The 16,508-nt window shown below is 43.8% G+C and carries 16 protein-coding genes and 2 pseudogenes; 8 read left to right on the top strand and 10 right to left on the bottom strand.

Annotation, left to right across the window (positions count from 1 at the left end):
- Nucleotides 1–180: 180 nt before the first annotated feature.
- Nucleotides 181–434: pseudogene (locus LEP1GSC060_RS19820) on the top strand (transposase); the annotation flags it as partial.
- A 314-nt stretch (nt 435–748) separates the two neighbouring features.
- Nucleotides 749–1,423: a hypothetical protein gene (locus tag LEP1GSC060_RS18660; RefSeq protein WP_036097182.1), complete on the top strand. Its 675-nt coding sequence runs from the start codon at nt 749–751 to the stop codon at nt 1,421–1,423.
- A gap of 109 nt (nt 1,424–1,532) precedes the next feature.
- Here the strand turns inward: LEP1GSC060_RS18660 and LEP1GSC060_RS18655 are convergent, their stop codons facing one another.
- Both LEP1GSC060_RS18655 and LEP1GSC060_RS18650 read right to left on the bottom strand, forming a co-directional pair.
- Nucleotides 1,533–2,570: a cytochrome-c peroxidase gene (locus LEP1GSC060_RS18655; protein ID WP_003010963.1), complete on the bottom strand. Its 1,038-nt coding sequence runs from the start codon at nt 2,568–2,570 to the stop codon at nt 1,533–1,535.
- 77 nt (nt 2,571–2,647) lie between these two features.
- Entirely contained in the window at nt 2,648–3,613 is a 966-nt protein-coding gene (locus LEP1GSC060_RS18650) for an MBL fold metallo-hydrolase (RefSeq protein WP_003011040.1), read from the bottom strand.
- A gap of 267 nt (nt 3,614–3,880) precedes the next feature.
- Here LEP1GSC060_RS18650 and LEP1GSC060_RS18645 point away from each other — a divergent pair, with 267 nt between their 5' ends.
- Entirely contained in the window at nt 3,881–4,615 is a 735-nt protein-coding gene (locus LEP1GSC060_RS18645; protein ID WP_003011038.1) for a motility protein A, read from the top strand.
- Between the two features lie 88 nt (nt 4,616–4,703).
- Here LEP1GSC060_RS18645 and LEP1GSC060_RS18640 read toward each other — a convergent pair whose 3' ends face one another.
- From LEP1GSC060_RS18640 to LEP1GSC060_RS18620, 5 genes are all read right to left on the bottom strand, one after another.
- A complete protein-coding gene (locus tag LEP1GSC060_RS18640; protein ID WP_003011000.1) occupies nt 4,704–5,039 on the bottom strand; it encodes a DUF1292 domain-containing protein in 336 nt (111 codons plus the stop codon).
- Nucleotides 5,040–5,041: 2 nt separating this feature from the next.
- Nucleotides 5,042–5,335 carry an HNH endonuclease gene (locus LEP1GSC060_RS18635; protein ID WP_003010965.1) on the bottom strand — a complete coding sequence of 98 codons (294 nt, stop codon included), beginning with the start codon at nt 5,333–5,335 and terminating at the stop codon, nt 5,042–5,044.
- Between the two features lie 9 nt (nt 5,336–5,344).
- Nucleotides 5,345–6,337: a type I phosphomannose isomerase catalytic subunit gene (locus LEP1GSC060_RS18630; protein WP_003010990.1), complete on the bottom strand. Its 993-nt coding sequence runs from the start codon at nt 6,335–6,337 to the stop codon at nt 5,345–5,347.
- Between the two features lie 5 nt (nt 6,338–6,342).
- On the bottom strand, nt 6,343–7,068 hold the full coding sequence (locus LEP1GSC060_RS18625; protein ID WP_003011061.1) for a J domain-containing protein: 726 nt from the start codon (nt 7,066–7,068) through the stop codon (nt 6,343–6,345).
- Between the two features lie 90 nt (nt 7,069–7,158).
- Nucleotides 7,159–7,860, bottom strand: a complete 702-nt coding sequence (locus LEP1GSC060_RS18620) for an LIC_12936 family protein (protein WP_003011007.1) — start codon at nt 7,858–7,860, stop codon at nt 7,159–7,161.
- 122 nt (nt 7,861–7,982) lie between these two features.
- On the opposite strand from LEP1GSC060_RS18620, the gene LEP1GSC060_RS18615 reads away from it, so the two are divergent.
- Both LEP1GSC060_RS18615 and LEP1GSC060_RS19810 read left to right on the top strand, forming a co-directional pair.
- Complete coding sequence (locus tag LEP1GSC060_RS18615) at nt 7,983–8,315, top strand: STAS domain-containing protein (protein ID WP_003010961.1); 333 nt, start codon at nt 7,983–7,985, stop codon at nt 8,313–8,315.
- 602 nt (nt 8,316–8,917) lie between these two features.
- Nucleotides 8,918–9,987, top strand: a pseudogene (locus LEP1GSC060_RS19810) (IS110 family RNA-guided transposase).
- 322 nt (nt 9,988–10,309) lie between these two features.
- Here the strand turns inward: LEP1GSC060_RS19810 and LEP1GSC060_RS18600 are convergent.
- Both LEP1GSC060_RS18600 and LEP1GSC060_RS20885 read right to left on the bottom strand, forming a co-directional pair.
- Entirely contained in the window at nt 10,310–10,903 is a 594-nt protein-coding gene (locus LEP1GSC060_RS18600) for an LIC10729 family protein (RefSeq protein ID WP_003011036.1), read from the bottom strand.
- Entirely contained in the window at nt 10,815–11,021 is a 207-nt protein-coding gene (locus LEP1GSC060_RS20885; RefSeq protein ID WP_080634615.1) for a hypothetical protein, read from the bottom strand. Before LEP1GSC060_RS20885 ends, LEP1GSC060_RS18600 begins: the two co-directional genes overlap by 89 nt.
- On the opposite strand from LEP1GSC060_RS20885, the gene LEP1GSC060_RS18595 reads away from it, so the two are divergent.
- The 3 genes from LEP1GSC060_RS18595 to LEP1GSC060_RS18585 all read left to right on the top strand — a co-directional run bounded on the left by LEP1GSC060_RS18595 (nt 10,935) and on the right by LEP1GSC060_RS18585 (nt 15,552).
- A complete protein-coding gene (locus LEP1GSC060_RS18595) occupies nt 10,935–11,891 on the top strand; it encodes a bifunctional riboflavin kinase/FAD synthetase (RefSeq protein WP_003011030.1) in 957 nt (318 codons plus the stop codon). The genes LEP1GSC060_RS20885 and LEP1GSC060_RS18595 overlap by 87 nt on opposite strands.
- Before the next feature lie 127 nt (nt 11,892–12,018).
- Entirely contained in the window at nt 12,019–13,752 is a 1,734-nt protein-coding gene (locus LEP1GSC060_RS18590; RefSeq protein ID WP_003010971.1) for a SpoIIE family protein phosphatase, read from the top strand.
- A gap of 3 nt (nt 13,753–13,755) precedes the next feature.
- Entirely contained in the window at nt 13,756–15,552 is a 1,797-nt protein-coding gene (locus LEP1GSC060_RS18585; RefSeq protein ID WP_003010979.1) for a SpoIIE family protein phosphatase, read from the top strand.
- Here the strand turns inward: LEP1GSC060_RS18585 and LEP1GSC060_RS18580 are convergent.
- A complete protein-coding gene (locus LEP1GSC060_RS18580) occupies nt 15,549–16,505 on the bottom strand; it encodes a hypothetical protein (protein WP_003011013.1) in 957 nt (318 codons plus the stop codon). The genes LEP1GSC060_RS18585 and LEP1GSC060_RS18580 overlap by 4 nt on opposite strands.
- Between the last annotated feature and the right edge of the window lie 3 nt (nt 16,506–16,508).

Raw genomic sequence — 16,508 nt, 5'->3', positions numbered from 1 at the left:
ACACCGGGAAAGGTGTTCTATGCCTTCGTCTTGCGTTCTATCTTGAATTATCTCTAAAATCTGTTATATTCATGTTTTTGTAAGTGATTTTGTTTTCGTTTTCTTTGTTTTTGTTCTCGAAATCGTTCTGAATTTGTGTTTTCCTTCGTTATGTTAGTTTAGCCCTCTGCTATTTTTATTTTTGCGAGGCTCAGGATTAAAACTTGTAGAAATGAGTTTCTGGACTTTTTCATTCCGATCAACCAATATCACTTGGAAAAGAAATTGGAAGAGTTCATTCATTTTTACAATCATCATCGTACTCATCTGGCTCTGAACAAAGACAGTCCCGTTCCTTCTCCTATTTTGATACGTCCGTCGGTTGGTAGTGGAAAACTCATACTCCTGTTCTCGGCGGACTCTATCATACATACTCTTACAAAAGCGTAGCCTAACGCGTTTTTTGCCTGCTTTTTCTTACACCTAGTATCTTTTCGGGAAAGGTGTTCTATGCCTTCGTCTTGCGTTCTATCTTGAATTATCTCTAAAATCTGTTATATTCATGTTTTTGTAAGTGATTTTGTTTTCGTTTTTCTTTGTTTTTGTTCTCGAAATCGTTCTGAATTTGTGTTTTCCTCCGTTATGTTAGTTTAGCCCTCTGCTATTTTTATTTTTGCGAGGCTCCGGTTTTTCCTAGGGACTTAAAAAACTTGACATCACCCGTCTTTTAAAGCCAATGAAAACAAAATTATCTAAGAAGTTGGTCGTTTTGAAAAATCGAATTCTTTTTATTATTTTATTTTTTGTTTTACAAGGCTGCTTAACGGTAACCGAGAAAGAAATTCCGTCGAAGATCGAACTTGAAAAAAATCTCATTAGGTTGGAGGAAACACTCGTGATCCTCGAGGAATACCGGGTCGACCTGAATCCCGAACTTGTCGATCGGGAAAATATATCGCAAACCGGAAACGATCATCTTAAAAATCTCCGCGATCCTCGGATGAATCGTCTCATAAAATCAAAGTTTGCCACGGCTTTAGCGCAGTGCCGCTGCTTTCAAAATATCGTCGTTGCGGTCCGGGGAATCGAGGATGTGGAATCGTTGCGTAACAAATACCGGAACGTAATTCGTGTAAAACTCGAAGACTACTACGATAGCAAAGCCGTTTTGCCTAAGGTTCTTTTAACAACATTCACTTTCGGATTGATTCCCACTTGGTATTCTTTCGCTAGGAAGGTCGAATTTATAGTTGAATCGCCGGAATTAAAACAACCCGCTATCTTCAAATACGAAAGAAGATTTACCTTGTACGCGCATTTTTTTCTAATATTCGGTTTATTTAATGCAAAGAGCGTTTTTAGTAATTATGCGGAATTTTCCGATTTCTTCCAATTGTTAGCGTCGGAAATTTATTCTCAAAAACTCATCCCTTTGGATATTTGAAAACCGTCTTTGATTTTCGTTTTAACGAAACATTTTCCCGATTCCGATAAACCGGCCCAGGCAAAAAAAGACCGGCCAATCGCGTGAGCAACCGCCGGTTGAATAGGTTTCAATTCTGTAAATCCAGTGAATTGGACCGGTTCTTATCGGTCAATGCCTTCAAGAAAGTTACGATCGACTTTACATCGGATTCGGAAAGTTCCTTACCCAATTGAAGATGGGCCATTTTTTTGACCGCTTCTTCCAGAGTTGCCGTTTTTCCGTCGTGGAAATAAGGCCCCGTAATCGCCACGTTCCTGAGAGAAGGAACCTTAAAAACAAAAGCATCCGCGGGATTTTTGGTCAAATCTTGGCGACCTTTGTCCGCCGTATTTTCATACGGATTGATCTGACCCAGTTTACGGAAGGAGTTCCCGCCCAAAAGAGGACCGACGTGACAAGTGATACAACCGGTAGACAAAAACTTTTCCAGACCTTCCTGTTCTTCGGCGGAAAGAGCCTTATGATCTCCTCTTTGGAAATCGTCAAAGCGGTCCTGTGTTTTCAAGGTTCTTTCAAAAGCAGCGATCGCGCCCGCGATACGATCGTAAGTAATGATTTTGGTCGAAAGCGTTTTAGAATTTTCTTTCGTGAACGAAACGGGATAAGCCTTTGCAAAAAGTTCTTGGTATTCCGGAATTCCGGCGATTTTCTTTTCCACTTCCGAGGCGGAAGGCATAGCCATTTCCACGGGATTTAAAATCGGACCTTTGGCCTGTTCTTTCAGATCTTTGGCTCTCCCGTCCCAAAACTGAGCCAAATGAAAACCCGCGTTCAAAACCGTCGGAGAATTTCGAGCTCCGTTTTTCCCAAACGCACCCGGAGACGTAGGAAGATTGTCCACTCCCGGAGCTTTCCCGACAACGTTATGACAGGAATTACAAGACTGCGTATCGTTCGCGGAAAGTCTCTTTTCGAAATATAATTTTTCACCCAACCGGATCAATTCCGGGGTATCGGCTTCCCCGCCGGGCATTTTATCCGGAACGGTTCCAAAGATTTTTTTGGAATCATCGATCCATTTTTTCGTCTTCTCCGACGGCCCACAAGATACAAAAACGGCGCTTAGAAACGCTACACAAAGGATTTCCGCTGTAGAATGTTTCATACAAGTTCCTCTTTTTTATTTTAGAATAATTCTAAAACGAGATTTTATATAAAATTATACTAAATATCAATTCTTTTTCAAACCTCGTGCCGTTTTTTCCGTTCAATTTGAAAGACCAAACCCTGCGCGTTGATCTTGGAATCGAATCCGAGAAGCATTTCCTCCTTTTCCCCCAGAACAATCCCTTGAGTCGAAAGTTCTCTTTCCAAATAAGCCCTGATTCTTCCCGTACAAAATTCGAGCAGGGCCTCCCCTTCCAAGCCGGATCTTTCTCCGGAGGAAAGAATATTCTGCATCGCGTGTAAACCCTGTTTCATCTGACGCGCGCCGGATTCCAAATCCTTCCAAACTCCGAAGTGAGTAAGGTAGGCCTTGTCCGCACCCGTGGAAAGAATTTTGTCCACCGTATTCATCGCTTCTTCCGAATCGAAATCGGTGGGAGTTGTGGAAGGATAAAGAATCGGATTTTTTCCTACGGCGAAATCCTTGTATCCGAGTCCGAAAGAATCTCCGGTAAAAATTCCGTTACTCAAAGAATCATAGATGCAGAAATGATGATTTGCGTGTCCTCTTGTATAATAAAATTTGAATATTCTTTTTCCCCATCGGATCTCTTCTCCGTCTTCCGGACTGATCACCCTTTCTTTGGGAACGGGAAGAATTTCTCCGTATAACTTCTTAAAGTTTTCCTCTCCATAAACTTGGATCGAACTTTGAATCAATCGTTCCGGGTTGACGAGATGTCTGGCCGCTTTCGGATGTGCAAGAACCGTCGCGTTAGGACAGTGTTTTGCCAACAACCCCGTTCCTCCCGCGTGATCCAGGTGAACGTGTGTGACGATGATGTACTTTACGTCTTCGGGTTTACGTCCGACCTTACGTAATTCTTCCAGCAAAATGGGAACCGCGCGGTTCGTGTTGTTTTCCACAAAAGCGGCTTCTTCACCTTCGAGGACCAGATACGCACACGCCACTCCCGGCGAGATATAATCGCAGTCGATCGTATACAATCCCGGAAAAACTTCCTTCTCATAAAACAACATACGGATTCTCCTCAATCTTCCCGCAAAAATAAAATCTCTAAATCTTAACTTGGGATATCGACTTGTCGTTCTAAAGGGAACGAGATCCCGAGTTTCTCTACCGCCTTTTCCACTTCGTCAAGTCAAAGAATATCCTATTCCACGTTACAAAACCCGGAGAAAACAAACTCATCCGGCCCGACACGAGATCGATGCTGCCAGCCGTTGCTTTTCTTATGAGACAGAATTTTCTTGTAAAAAGCCGTGATTGCGGGAACTCTTGCGTTCATGAATCCCACTCTCGTCGGTCTCTCCGTTGCTTTTCTGTCCGTCCTAATAGCGATCCTTTTGGAAGGCGCACATTTTCTTTCCTTCTTCAAAATCTCCGCAATTCTTCTTATCATTGGGGGTACGGCGGGAGCGACGTTTGCCAGCTTTTCCCTCGAACAAATCAAAGACCTCGTTTTCAATCTTCAGACCGCCGTTTTTCCAAAACGGAAACTTCCTCTCGGCGACATCTTTTTGGATTTTGCCGAACGAGCCCGTAAAAACGGACTTCTTTCCCTGGAAGATAATCTTAAGTCCATCCAAGATCCGTTTCTTCAAAGAGGAATCCAACTCATCGTGGACGGAACCGATCCTCGTGCGGTGGAGGAAATTCTTTTTGAGTCCGCTCTCGCGATGGAAGACAAAGAAGCGAACTCGGCGAAAATCCTGGAAACCGCAGGCGGATTTTCTCCTACGGTCGGAATCATCGGAACGGTTATGGGCCTTGTGGGAGTTCTTGAAAATTTAGGCGCGGGCACCCGGGCGCTCGGAGAAGGAATCGCAACGGCATTCATCGCGACCTTTTACGGAATCGCGTTCGCAAACCTTCTTTTCTTTCCTCTTGCCAACCGAATCAAGTCTTGGTCCAAGGAACAATCCGATCGTAGACAAGCGATCATCCGAGGGGTAATCGCTCTTCAAAGCGGAGACAATCGCAGAATTCTTATGGAAAGAATGACTCCGTTCATCGGTTGAGAACTTTAAAAATAAAACGCTTTCGCATCGGTTATACCGAACTCGAGGATCACGGCGAGCTCAAATGAATTCCTTTTTTTGAATATTCTCAAACGATATCCACGTTGAGTTCGGAAAGAATGTCTTCGAGTTCCCTTTTGTTCCGAACTTCGATCAGACGATCCTCTCCGTACTCGCCCGCTTCGAGTCGAACCGCAAAGTAACCCGCGTTGTCGTTTCCTCTTAAGGAACTCACGTCCAAATTGATCAGATCCAAGTCCTCGTCCAAAACCGGAGTCAAAAGAAGATATTGATTTTCGTCGATCTCCAAAGCTTCCGCGACGATAAAAGAATGAGGATTTCCGTCCTCGTCCAAAAGCTGAACGGATTCCCGAACCTGTTCCTCGTGGGTTCCGGATTCTTCGTCCTCGAAAGGATCGTTCATCTTCAGACTCCTTCCGTTCCGGAATCGAACTCGAACGGAAGTTTGTTCTTTTTAGCAAAATTACATTCTTTGCATGCGGGAACGAGATTGGCCTTGATGGACTTTCCTCCTTTTGCAAGAGGAATCAAATGGTCCATCGTCAACTCTTCGGGAGGAAATTTTTTACCGCAATAATGGCAGATCCCGGCGGCTTTTTTCTTTTTCCACCAGGGAGTTTTGCGAAGATCCTTTGCGATCCTTCTTTGTTTTGCGAGTTCTTCCTCGCCGATCCAGAATATCGGTTCTTCGGGGTTCATTCAAAAAATCTAATCTTTATAAATCGCCCAATCGGAACCGGGACCGGAGACGGAAAGTTTCGTAAGATCGCTTTTGTTGGTCGCAAAAATCCCTTCCCGCAAACCGGACGCCGTTAAAAATAAGACGTCTCCTTGAGAAAGAACTTCCCCTTCGACTTCGATCCTTCCGCTTAGGACGATCAAAATCCGAAACACGGATTCTTCGTAAACATTCGGAATTTGGAATATCTTTTCGTTTCCGGAAATTTCCAAGGTCTCCATCAAAAACTTATCGTTTGCCGTTAGACGAAATCTCTTGCCTTCGTTCCAGGGTTTAGGCGTAGGTTTCATTACGTCGTCCTCGTTAGGTCCGCCGTAATCCAAAACGTCGAGCGCCTTTTCGAGATGAAGTTCCCTCGGCCTTCCGTAGTCGTAAACCCTATACGTGGAATCCGAGGATTGTTGCACTTCCATCAAAAGAATTCCCGCGCCGATCGCGTGGATTCTCCCCGGATTCAAAAGAAAAGCGTCCCCTTCCCGAACCGGAATCCGTCTCAAAACCTCCTCGGCGCGATTTTGTTCCACGAGAGTTTTGAATTTTTCCCTGCTCGTTGCATTAGAAAAGCCGCATATAAGTTGGGAGCCGGGTTCCGCTTGTAGAACGATCCAAGCCTCTTTTTTTCCCGCGCTCTGCGGATCGTATTTTTCCGCGTATAAATCGTCCGGATGAACTTGGACCGAAAGTTTTTCTTTCGCATCGATGATCTTGATCAAAAGCGGAAACGGTTTTCCTCGAAACGGTTTTCCCAAAATCGAATCCGTGTTTTCCAGATACGCCGTTCGAAAGTTTTTTCCGGCGAGCGGGCCGTTGACGATCATCGAAATTTCGTTTCCGTAGTCCGAAATTTCCCAGGATTCTCCGATGTTTCCTTCCGGAATTTTTCTTCCCGGAAAGTCTCCGAGTTTTCTACCGCCCCAGATTCTCTCCTTATAGATGGGATGAAAACGGATCACTTTCTGCATAAGACCTATTTTTTTTCCCCTTCCAAGAGTTCAATTTTTACTTTGAGACGATTTTTCTTAAAATGAACGAATCCTTCGGGTTTGAGTCCGGAAAGATCCAGTTCGTAGATTTTCCCCGGAAGTAGTTTGCCCGCTTCCGCTTCCAAGTTGAGATTTCGAAAACTTTTATACGTTCCTTTTCCGCCGCAGGAGTCGCAGAATCCGTTCGAACCTCTGCATTCCGGACAAAGAACCCGCACGACCAGAGGAATTTTTGCGGAAAGCGGGGAGTTTAATTCTTCAGTAGTTAAGAGAATTCTAATATCGTAATGTATTCCGGAATATTTTTTTCTTTCTCTGTTTCTCATTCCCGCGCGGAGAAGTCCCTTTTTTGCCAGTTCGACGGCTTGTCCCGCGTATAAAATCCTGGAACTGGGAATTCGTTTGATTTGCGGATCGACGTTTTGTTCGTTCCTCGCGTTTAGGGAAGACTTAAACTTAAAAAGAATCTCGGGATGTCTGGAAAGATATTGGAGATCGTATTCTTTTCTTAGAATGGGATGTGTAAGCGTCTGATAGGAATACGCGAGTTTTTGAAAAAGATCCGAAGATCCCGTTTCACGATTATCAGGATGAAAAATTTTAGCCAATTCCCGATAACGCGACTTTACACTTTCCACGGATGCGAGCGGTGAAAGACCCAGATTTTTATAATGATCCGGAAAATCCGTTTTGGGTCCCGGATCATTCATGAAAGAATTTTAGAGCCTGTCCTAAAACTCAAAACAATCGCGGAGATTTGCGGCCATTCCGATAAAATCGGACGGTTGGCGGACAAACTCTCAATCCTTCGGAAGATTCTCCTGATAAGGTCCTCCGTTTTCCACTTCTCTAAGAGTGGTTTCCACGTCTTCCGAAGCGGTTTTGATGTTTCCTTCCACATACTTATCGATTCGACGAATGATTTCCAAAAGGTTGGTTCTATAAATTCGTACGAGTTTTACCCTTTGCGCGGGCTCTCGAATCGTAGCCACGTTATACACGGCTTCCTTCGTACCGGCGTCCGTTTTTTTTCTCACCACCAATTCGATGGAATCCGATCCTTCGTTACCGACCTTATCGTTTTTCAGAATGCTGATTTCTTCATACTGAGGGCGCATTTTGGAAATTAATGATTTCCTACTCCAAAACACGATCGATTCCAACTTCAAGGAAGAATTTCCCGCGCCGGACCCCGAAACTTTCAATACGAATCTGAGATCGAGCATATAACGATTTCTGCTTTGAGGAATTTGATCCTCGTACGCGGGAATGAATTGACTGTAAAGATTGTCTTGTATTTGTTTTTTTTTGTTTAAAAATGCAAGCCGACTTTCTATTCTCTTATGAAACTCCGTAATATCCTTTCCTAATATTTCCAAATCCTTGATTTGTCCCCGTTCATAGGGTAGGATTTTCACTTTCCCATCCGGCTCGAACTCTTGACTCAAAATACCGGCAAAGGCGGAAATAAAAATCAGGAAATAAAATAATTTTTCTTTCATTGTCGATTTTTCCGTACGGCGTCCTCTATTAGTTTCGGAGGTTCTTGGATTTTCCCCATAATTTTATCAAAAATAGATTGAACTTCTCGTCAAATTCTGGGAAAAGGAAAGGAAGGGTCGGTATGGAAATCAATCACAGAAAATCGGGAGAAACAAACATCGTAAGCCTTGCCGGCAGCCTCGACATCTATACTTCGATCGATCTCAAAACATTCTTCGAAAATAATATCCACAAAGACAACAAAAACGTAGTCGTAAATCTTGAAAAACTAAACTACATCGATTCATCCGGAATCGGAATGTTGATCAAACAATTGAACTACGTGCAAGACCTCAACGGATCTTTTTTCATCGCGAACATGAAACCCGCAATCGAAAAAGTTTTCAAAGTCGCCGGTCTTACCTCTTATTTCAAAACCATCAGCCCTGCGGAATTCGGTTCCAATTATCCTTAATCTTCCCGGCTCAGGGAGGAACTCAGTGAAACGCTCTCTATGATCGCGTTTCAGGGGCATCATCTCAACTACGCCTAAGAGCCAACATTATGTTTCGACCCATAGGGAGAAACATTGAGTTTTTCGCTTCGCGGCTCAGGGAGGAACTCAGTGAAACGCTCTCTAAGGATCGCGTTTCAGGGGCATCATCTCAACTACGCCTAAGAGCCAACATTATGTTTCGACCCATAGGGAGAAACATTGAGTTTCTCGCTTCGCGGCTCAGGGAGGAACTCAGTGAAACGCTCTCTAAGGATCGCGTTTCAGGGGCATCATCTCAACTACGCTTAAGAGCCAACATTATGTTTCGACCCATAGATTAGTATGATTCTTGGACGTAAGGCAGTTCGAAGTGTGATATTCTTGATTCGACGGAGTCAAGAAGGCCGGTGGCAGATTGATCGCTCCCTTGGGGTTTAGACCCCGACCCATAGATGAATCTAAATCGGCCACCGCAAACCAAAGTGTGGCGGCTTAAACAAAGTCGACCGCGAATAGGAGTGCTGGTGATATCACCCGGCTTTGTTAAGACCTTCCGCCTCTGTCATTTTAGGAGAAAAGAAATGAACAGTCAAGAAGTCAAGTATGTAGGAATTGATTGTGGTAAAAAAAGTTTGAGGTAGTTCGAATCAATTCGGAGAACTCGCTCGAACGTCGACAATTCAGCACAACGGAAAGCGGAATTAACAATTTATTAAACTGGTTACACCTAGTACTATATCGTAGGCCTGGAAGCAGGATCTCAATCTTTTAGAATTGCAAAATCAATACTAAACAAAGGAGTTCAAGTAATTGTTTTGAATCCCGGAGACTTAGCAACAATTTATCAATCTTTGAAAAAGACTGATAAAGAAGATTCTCTTAAGATAGCTAAACTCAAACGTTATCCAAAGGATATTACCGGTTGTTCCAATTCCCACGGACGATAATACGAAGAAGACAATCGTCGATTGTGTACCGAGCATGAGAATTGGACAAGACAACTAACGCAAGGAAAGAATCGGCTTCACAGTTTATTCACTCAAGCCGGTCTGACTGAGATCACCAAAAACATTTACGGACAAAAGCATCCAGAGAAACTTCTGTAACTTTACTTCCGGATCGATATCATAAGGAAGCGGAACGAATCTTAAAAGTTTTAGATAGTCGAACTAAATCTAAAACTCATTGAAGAAGATATTAAAGGCGCTCTGAAAATCAATCAGGCCTACGTTCAAACGATCATGTCCATGCCTGGTATCAGTATATTACGTCTCTGGCAATTATGAGTTACATGGGGGACTGCAAAAGATTTTCTTCCGGTAAACAAGCCGCCTACTACGCTGGTTTAGTTCCCAGAGTTGACATCTCAGGAGATACGGTTCGATATGGTAGAATTGTTTCCCGCGGTTGTCATTCGATCCGAAGAGTGATTGTTCAAGCAGCTTGGAGCCTGGTCCGTTGTCAGCATGGCGGTAAGATTAAAGAGTTCTACGAAAGGTTATATGCTAAAAAAGGAGCAAAGAAATCTATCATTGCTACTTCACGTAAAATGATCGAAGTTCTTTTTTCTATGATTCGAACAGGGCAACTCTTCGACTCTATGCCCGAAAATGTTTTGAATCGTAAGTTAGCTCAATATGGTCTTATGTAAAAAAAAATAGCGGAGGGGCTTGACACAAGGAACATAGGAGGGAGAAACATTGAGTTTCTCGCTTCGCGGCTCAGGGAGGAACTCAGTGAAACGCTCTCTAAGGATCGCGTTTCAGGGGCCTCATCTTAGCTCCGCTAAGAGCCAACGCTTTCGCTTCGCGGCTTTTGGCTATCTCGCTTCCTAAGGGGCGCTCATCTTAGCTCCGCTAAGAGCCAACGCTTTCGCTTCGCGGCTTTTGGCTATCTCGCTTCCTAAGGGGCGCTCATCTTAGCTCCGCTAAGAGCCAACGCTTTCGCTTCGCGGCTTTTGGCTATCTCGCTTCCTAAGGGGCGCTCGATATATCCCAGATTCCCCAGAAGCGACCGATCTCCCCCGCGTTCGGAAGAAGTCTAAAATCCATTCTCCCTTCGATCAACTCGCCGGGATCCACACGAAATCGAACCGGAAACTGAGAAGAATACGCATCACTTCCCGGAAATCGAACCGTTGCCTTTAAGACTCCGTTCATGTAAATTTTCAATTCTCTCGGTTTAACACCCTTCGGTCTTTCCGTATACGTAAACTGCGTTAAGTCCAATTGCACGTAAAGAGGTTCGTTCCGAAACGGATCCGCAGTCAGATAAAAACGAAGGCCCTCTTCCGGAATCATCCTGCAAATCCCGTCTTGAAGCCTAACGATTCCCGCACCCGGCGCGAAATCCGGCCTGTCCCTTTCCAACTGCATTCCGTTGTGAATCGCCCAAGTGGAAAGTTCACTGTAGGTTCTAAAATCTTCCGCATGAAGAGGTTCGCCGTCTTCTCCCTGATGATCGAAGTTGATGAATTTTTTAAATTTCGGATTTTCTTTCGATTGGAGAAACTCCGTATTGGTAAAAGTAAAATAGAAAAGAACGAGTATCAATCGGTGCCAAACCATCTACTCTAGTATCGACAGGATCGGGAAGAATTTGATCACAATCCATACAATTGACCAAGCCGAAAAAACGATTCATTCTCCCTGCGTCGTCACTTTGGGAAACTTCGACGGAATCCATCTGGGACATCAAGCCCTCCTCGATCGAGTTTTGAAGGTTTCTCAAAAAACCGGACTCGCCTCCTGCGTCGTTACCTACGACCCGAACCCGGCGGTCATACTCGGAAAAAGTCCCGAAATGAAAAACCTCATGACTTTTGCGGACAAGGAAGAATGGATCCGCAAAAAAGGAATCGATTTTCTGGTCGCACTTCCGTTTAACAAAGAATTGGCGGAAATGAGCGCAGAATCTTTTTTAGAGGAAATTCTTCTCAAACAACTAAAAGCCAAAAACATAATCATCGGTTTTAATCACTGTTTCGGAAAAGAAAGAAGAGGCAACTACGAACTCCTAAAACAATATTCAGAAAAACTAAATTACTCGGTGGAAAAAGTGGACCCCGTGTTTTTGAACGAGATCAAACTCTCCAGCTCCTACGTGAGAAGATTGATCTCCGAAGGCAACGTAAAGGAAGCCGCAAATTGTCTGAATCGATATTATTCCGTCTCCGGAGTCGTTGTCGGAGGACACAAACGAGGGAGAGAGATCGGATTTCCCACCGCCAACGTTCAATCGAACGCAAACATTCTCCTCCCCGGCATCGGCGTTTACGCGGGATTTACAGCAGTGGAAGGAATCGAACATCCTTCGATGATCAACATCGGCCGCAACCCGACCTTCGGCGCAAACGCAGTGACCTTGGAGTCGAACCTATTCGACTTTCAAAAAGACATCTACGATCAAACGATAAGAATCACTTTCACGGAAAAAATTAGAGACGAGATCAAATTCTCCGGCGTCGAAAAACTGATCGCTCAACTCAAACAAGACGAGATCGCCGCAAGAAACATTCTTAAAACGACAACAAAAGAAAGAACGTCCGATCCTTAAGTGCGGGACGAAAACCGAAAAAGATTTGGAAATTAAGAAATAAATATTTTATAGTTTCAAATTCATCGTCGAAACGCATACTGGGAAACCCATATCAGGAAACACCCATATTGAAATCGGGTTTTGTATGAATTATTATCTTTTTTTTCCCATGGCGGCCCTCGTTGCAAACACGATGTTCATCGCGTTCGTATATGCAAGACGCACCGGAAACCCGATCATTCGTTCTTACCTAATTTATATGGTCGCCTTAGACGCTTGGCTTTTCAATTACATATTCAATTGGTCCTATCCGCAAAAAGACTGGATCACTTGGGCTTTTAAAATTCTCTCCGTAACATGGCTTCCCGTCGGCGCGCTTTATCTGGAATTCGTTTACACGTTTTTAAACAGGGCTCCGGGAATTTTTCTTTGGTTTTTTAGAATCGGAATTCCGATCTCGTATCTGATTACGATTTCCACGGACTGGGTCATTCGAGGAAACATACACTATTACTGGGGAAATGAAAACGAACCCGGCCCTTTGTATCTTTTCGTAATTCTAAGTTTTATCGCGTTTCCCGCGTTTATCGGTTTGGGAATTTTGACCGAATCCTTTTTCGTTTCGGGACGGAAAAAACAAATCGGCTTGGTAATCATCGGTTCCATGTTCGCGATTTTCCTGAGTTTTTATTCCGAAATCATTCAGATGGACGATCGGGGTAGAATGTTGTCCATGTCTCTGACTCCGCTCGGAATCGTGATCCAATCCTTTCTGATTTTCATTGCGATCACAAGATACGGTTTTTTAAGAATCAACGTGGAAGGACTCGCGGTGGAACTGTTTCGGGACATTCACGACGGAATGATTTTGGTTAAACAGGATCGGTCCCTTTTTTTTATGAACGAATCCGCCGCACGAATATTAGGAATTTCGAATACTCGACTTTCCCATTTTCATCCTTCCGATTTTTTAAAAGGATATGGAGAACATCTCGGTCCTCTTTCCAAAGAATACGAACCCGTTTATAACGCCGATTGTAGAGGGATCGAACTCACACAATCGAACATTGAATTGACGGGAAATGAAAGCGGATCCCTTTTCATTTTGAGAGATATCAGCGAAAAGATAGAATACAGAGAAAAAATCGAAAGTATCTATTCCGCTTTCAGCAAAGACTTGGAAATCGCAAAAATCGCGCAAACTTCCGTTATTTCCACGAAGTTTCCGGAAAGTTCTAAATATAAGTTTTATTCTCATTTTCAACCGTTCGAACTCGTAGGCGGCGATTTTTTGCGGGTTCTGGAACGGTCCGACGGTAAAATCGACATCTTTTTCGCGGACGTTTCCGGACACGGAATTTCTTCCGCGATGGTTGCCGGAATGCTTTCGATTTCCTTTCAGTTGGTCGTAGAAACAAAACCCGCCCCCAAAGAAGCTTTGGAAAAAATCCAAACCTTACTTTTGAACGCGGTTTTAAACCATCACATTTCGGCGGTTTATCTTTCGTTCGATCCGAACACAAAAATATTAGAATATTCTTATGCAGGCCATCACCCGATTTTGGTTTTCAGGGACGGAGAAGTCATCTCCCTGGAAGGAGCGGGAAGAATCCTTTTGATCACATCCGAAACGGAATTGAACAATTATACTTTCCAACTTAAACAAGGAGACGTCTTATTTCTTTATTCGGATTGTCTTTTCGAAGTGAGAAACGCCGAAGGAGAAATACTCGGATACGAAAACTTCATGCTAAAAATGCGAGAGATTCCGGTTTATACTCCGACCGCCATTCTAAAAACCTCGATCGACCAAGCGCTTTCTTTCGGCAATGGAAAACTCACGGACGACTTGGCGATCCTGATTTTGGAGATCTTTTAAAGGATGAATCCTTACGTTCTGATCCCTTTTACCGCCTTAATCATCAACAGTTCTTTGTTCGCTTACGTAAGCGCGCTCAAAGGAAAATCCGAAACGGCGACCCTCTATCAAAGGTTCTCTCTTTTACTTTCCATCTGGCACATCTCCGTCATTTTTTATTGGTCCTTTCTTCCCGACAATTGGACCGTGATCGTTTTCAAAACGTCCTCCTTTACTTGGATTTTTATCGGTTGTTTATTCTTTGAATTTACGGTTCGATTTACGGGTTCTTCCTCCCGGTTTCTCGTCTATTTTTTTAGAGGACTTTGCCTCGTTTCGTTTTTAATAACGATTAGCACGGATTTGGTGGTCGCCGGAAGTCTGCGCGCTTATTGGGGGGATATGATTCTCGCCGGTCCCTTGTATCTTCCGGTGAGTATTTTCGTAACCGGAATTCCCACGTTAACCGGTTCTTTGCTTTTGATCCGCAGCGGCGTTCGTTCTTCCAATCCGCTTTTAAAAAAACAATCCAGACTTGTCGCCTACGGAACGATCCTTACTTATCTGCTCAGTTTCGGCACGACCCTTCTTCCGAGATATTGGAATCCTTCTCTTACGTTTCCTCCGTTAAGCGGTAGCGCGGCGCTCATCCAATCGATTTGTATTTTTATAGCGATCCAAAAATACGGATTTATGGATTTAAAATTGGAACATATCGCGTTAAGACTTTATTCCGAAATCAGGGAAGGTGTGATTCTTCTTTCCTCCAAAGGGATTTTTCTTTTCGGCAATTTGTCCGCGAAAAAAATGTTACAACTTTCCGATAACGTCAACACAGGGATGACGTTCGATCTGAGCGGTTATCTGGAGGGTTTTCCTTCCGATTCCTTTTTTGAAAGAAAAGAATTCGTCAATCTGAGCGTAAAAACCGAAAAACCTCCTCAAGGTTCTCCGGATGAATTTTTGAATATTACGGAAAACAAATATTTGGAAGTTTCCTCCTCCCCGATCTCTCTTTCCGGAAACAAAGAAGGTAAGGTTTACATACTCAGGGACATCACCGAAAAAAAAGAATCCCTGGAAAAAATTAGAAAATTATTATATAGATTGGATCTCGATCTGGATCTTGCAAGGGACATTCAGGAGATGATCACCACCCGGGATTTTCCGGATTCCCCGGATTATAAAATCCATTCTCACTTTCAACCCTACGTAAAAGTGGGCGGAGACGTCTTAAACGCGATCAAAGAGAAGGACGAAAGTCTGCATATTCTTTTCGGAAACGTTTCGGGACACGGGATTTCCGCGGCTATGGCGGCGGCTATGACTTCGATCGCGTTCGGCGCGACTACGGGAAGAAACAAACACGCGGACGATAATCTTCTTTTTATACACGGGCTTTTAAAAGACACGATCACTCTTCATTCCCTTTCCTCCGTTTATATGAGATACGTTCCTTCCGAAAGAAAATTAGAATATAGTTATGGAGGACATCACGCGGGTCTCTTGATTAGGGACGGAATCTGCAACCTTGTCGAAGGTTCGGGAGAAATTCTTTTTACGATCCCGTCTCCGAAGATCCAAAGATACGAACTGGATCTGATACAAGGAGACAGGATTCTTTTTTACTCGGACGGTTTGTTCGAAGTGAAAAATAGCGAAGGAAATATCTTGGGAAAAAATCAATTTCTCGAAGCGATAAGATCCTTGGTTGTGGACGACACGAGTTCCATGATCCGTTCGATTCTCTCTTACTCCGGTTCTTACGGAGAGGGAGAAATTTCCGACGACGTTACGATTTTTTGTCTGGAAATACTTTAAGAAATCTTTTCCCGGATCAATTTCAGAAAGGGAAGAAATTCGTCTAACGTGCCCGGAAGTTCGTATTCGATCGAATCACCGGCGCGAATGATATCCTTTTCCTCCAAAGCGACCGCGATCGACGCGAGAATCTCGTTCAACTCTCCCGTCTTTTCCTCGAAACCGATTCCGTCGATTTCGATCTCTGAAAAATCCAGATCGGGTTTTTTCAACTTCAAAGTGATAAACGAAGTCAAAAGAACGTTGATCTGAGAGATGGATTGGGTCAACAACTCGGTCGCTACCTCGTCCTTTCCGGATTGATACGCCTCGTTTACCTTTACGAAAGCCTCTTTGAGTCCTCCGATGTTATCGATAAACGTATTCAAAATTTCTTTTAGAGTGGGCAGATCCAAATCCAACACTTGAGTTCTTGCGATCAGATCCATGATGAACAGTTTCAGATCCCTCAGATGTTCCAAAAAAATTTCGATGGCGTCCGTGTTATCCAGATTTCCAGAGTTAGACGAAATCTCGGATACGATTTGAGAAACGTTGTTCCCCGTACCCATCGGTTTGATCTGATCCAGTTTGAGATGTAATAAGTTCGAAGCGGAATTCAGAACGTTTCCGATCCACCTAACGCCTTCGCCGAGTTCGTTCGCTTCCTTTTCGGTGAGGGAATCCCTTCCGAATAACGTGGAACCTACTTTATCCACGTAAAGATCCAGTTCGGTTAACGTGGAAACGAGAAAGTCCATCTCCTCGCCTACGAAAAATTCCATCTTGGCCGCGGATTCTATTCCTTGATCGTTCATGCTGGAAGCTTGAAATTCCACTCCGTCCACGGTACAACCGAGAAGGTATTTTCCTTTCGACTCGACCCATTTGTTGATCTCCCCGAAAACTTCGCCTAACTTCTGTTCGTTTTCAAGAGAACTATCCAAGAGACGTTCGTTGATGTAAATTTCCATTTC

It is taken from the genome of Leptospira weilii serovar Ranarum str. ICFT (assembly GCF_000332415.1).
In the GTDB taxonomy this organism is placed as follows: domain Bacteria; phylum Spirochaetota; class Leptospiria; order Leptospirales; family Leptospiraceae; genus Leptospira; species Leptospira weilii_A.
The sequence above is the reverse complement of the archived record's forward strand: the minus strand, read 5'-3'. Positions and strand labels throughout refer to the sequence as shown.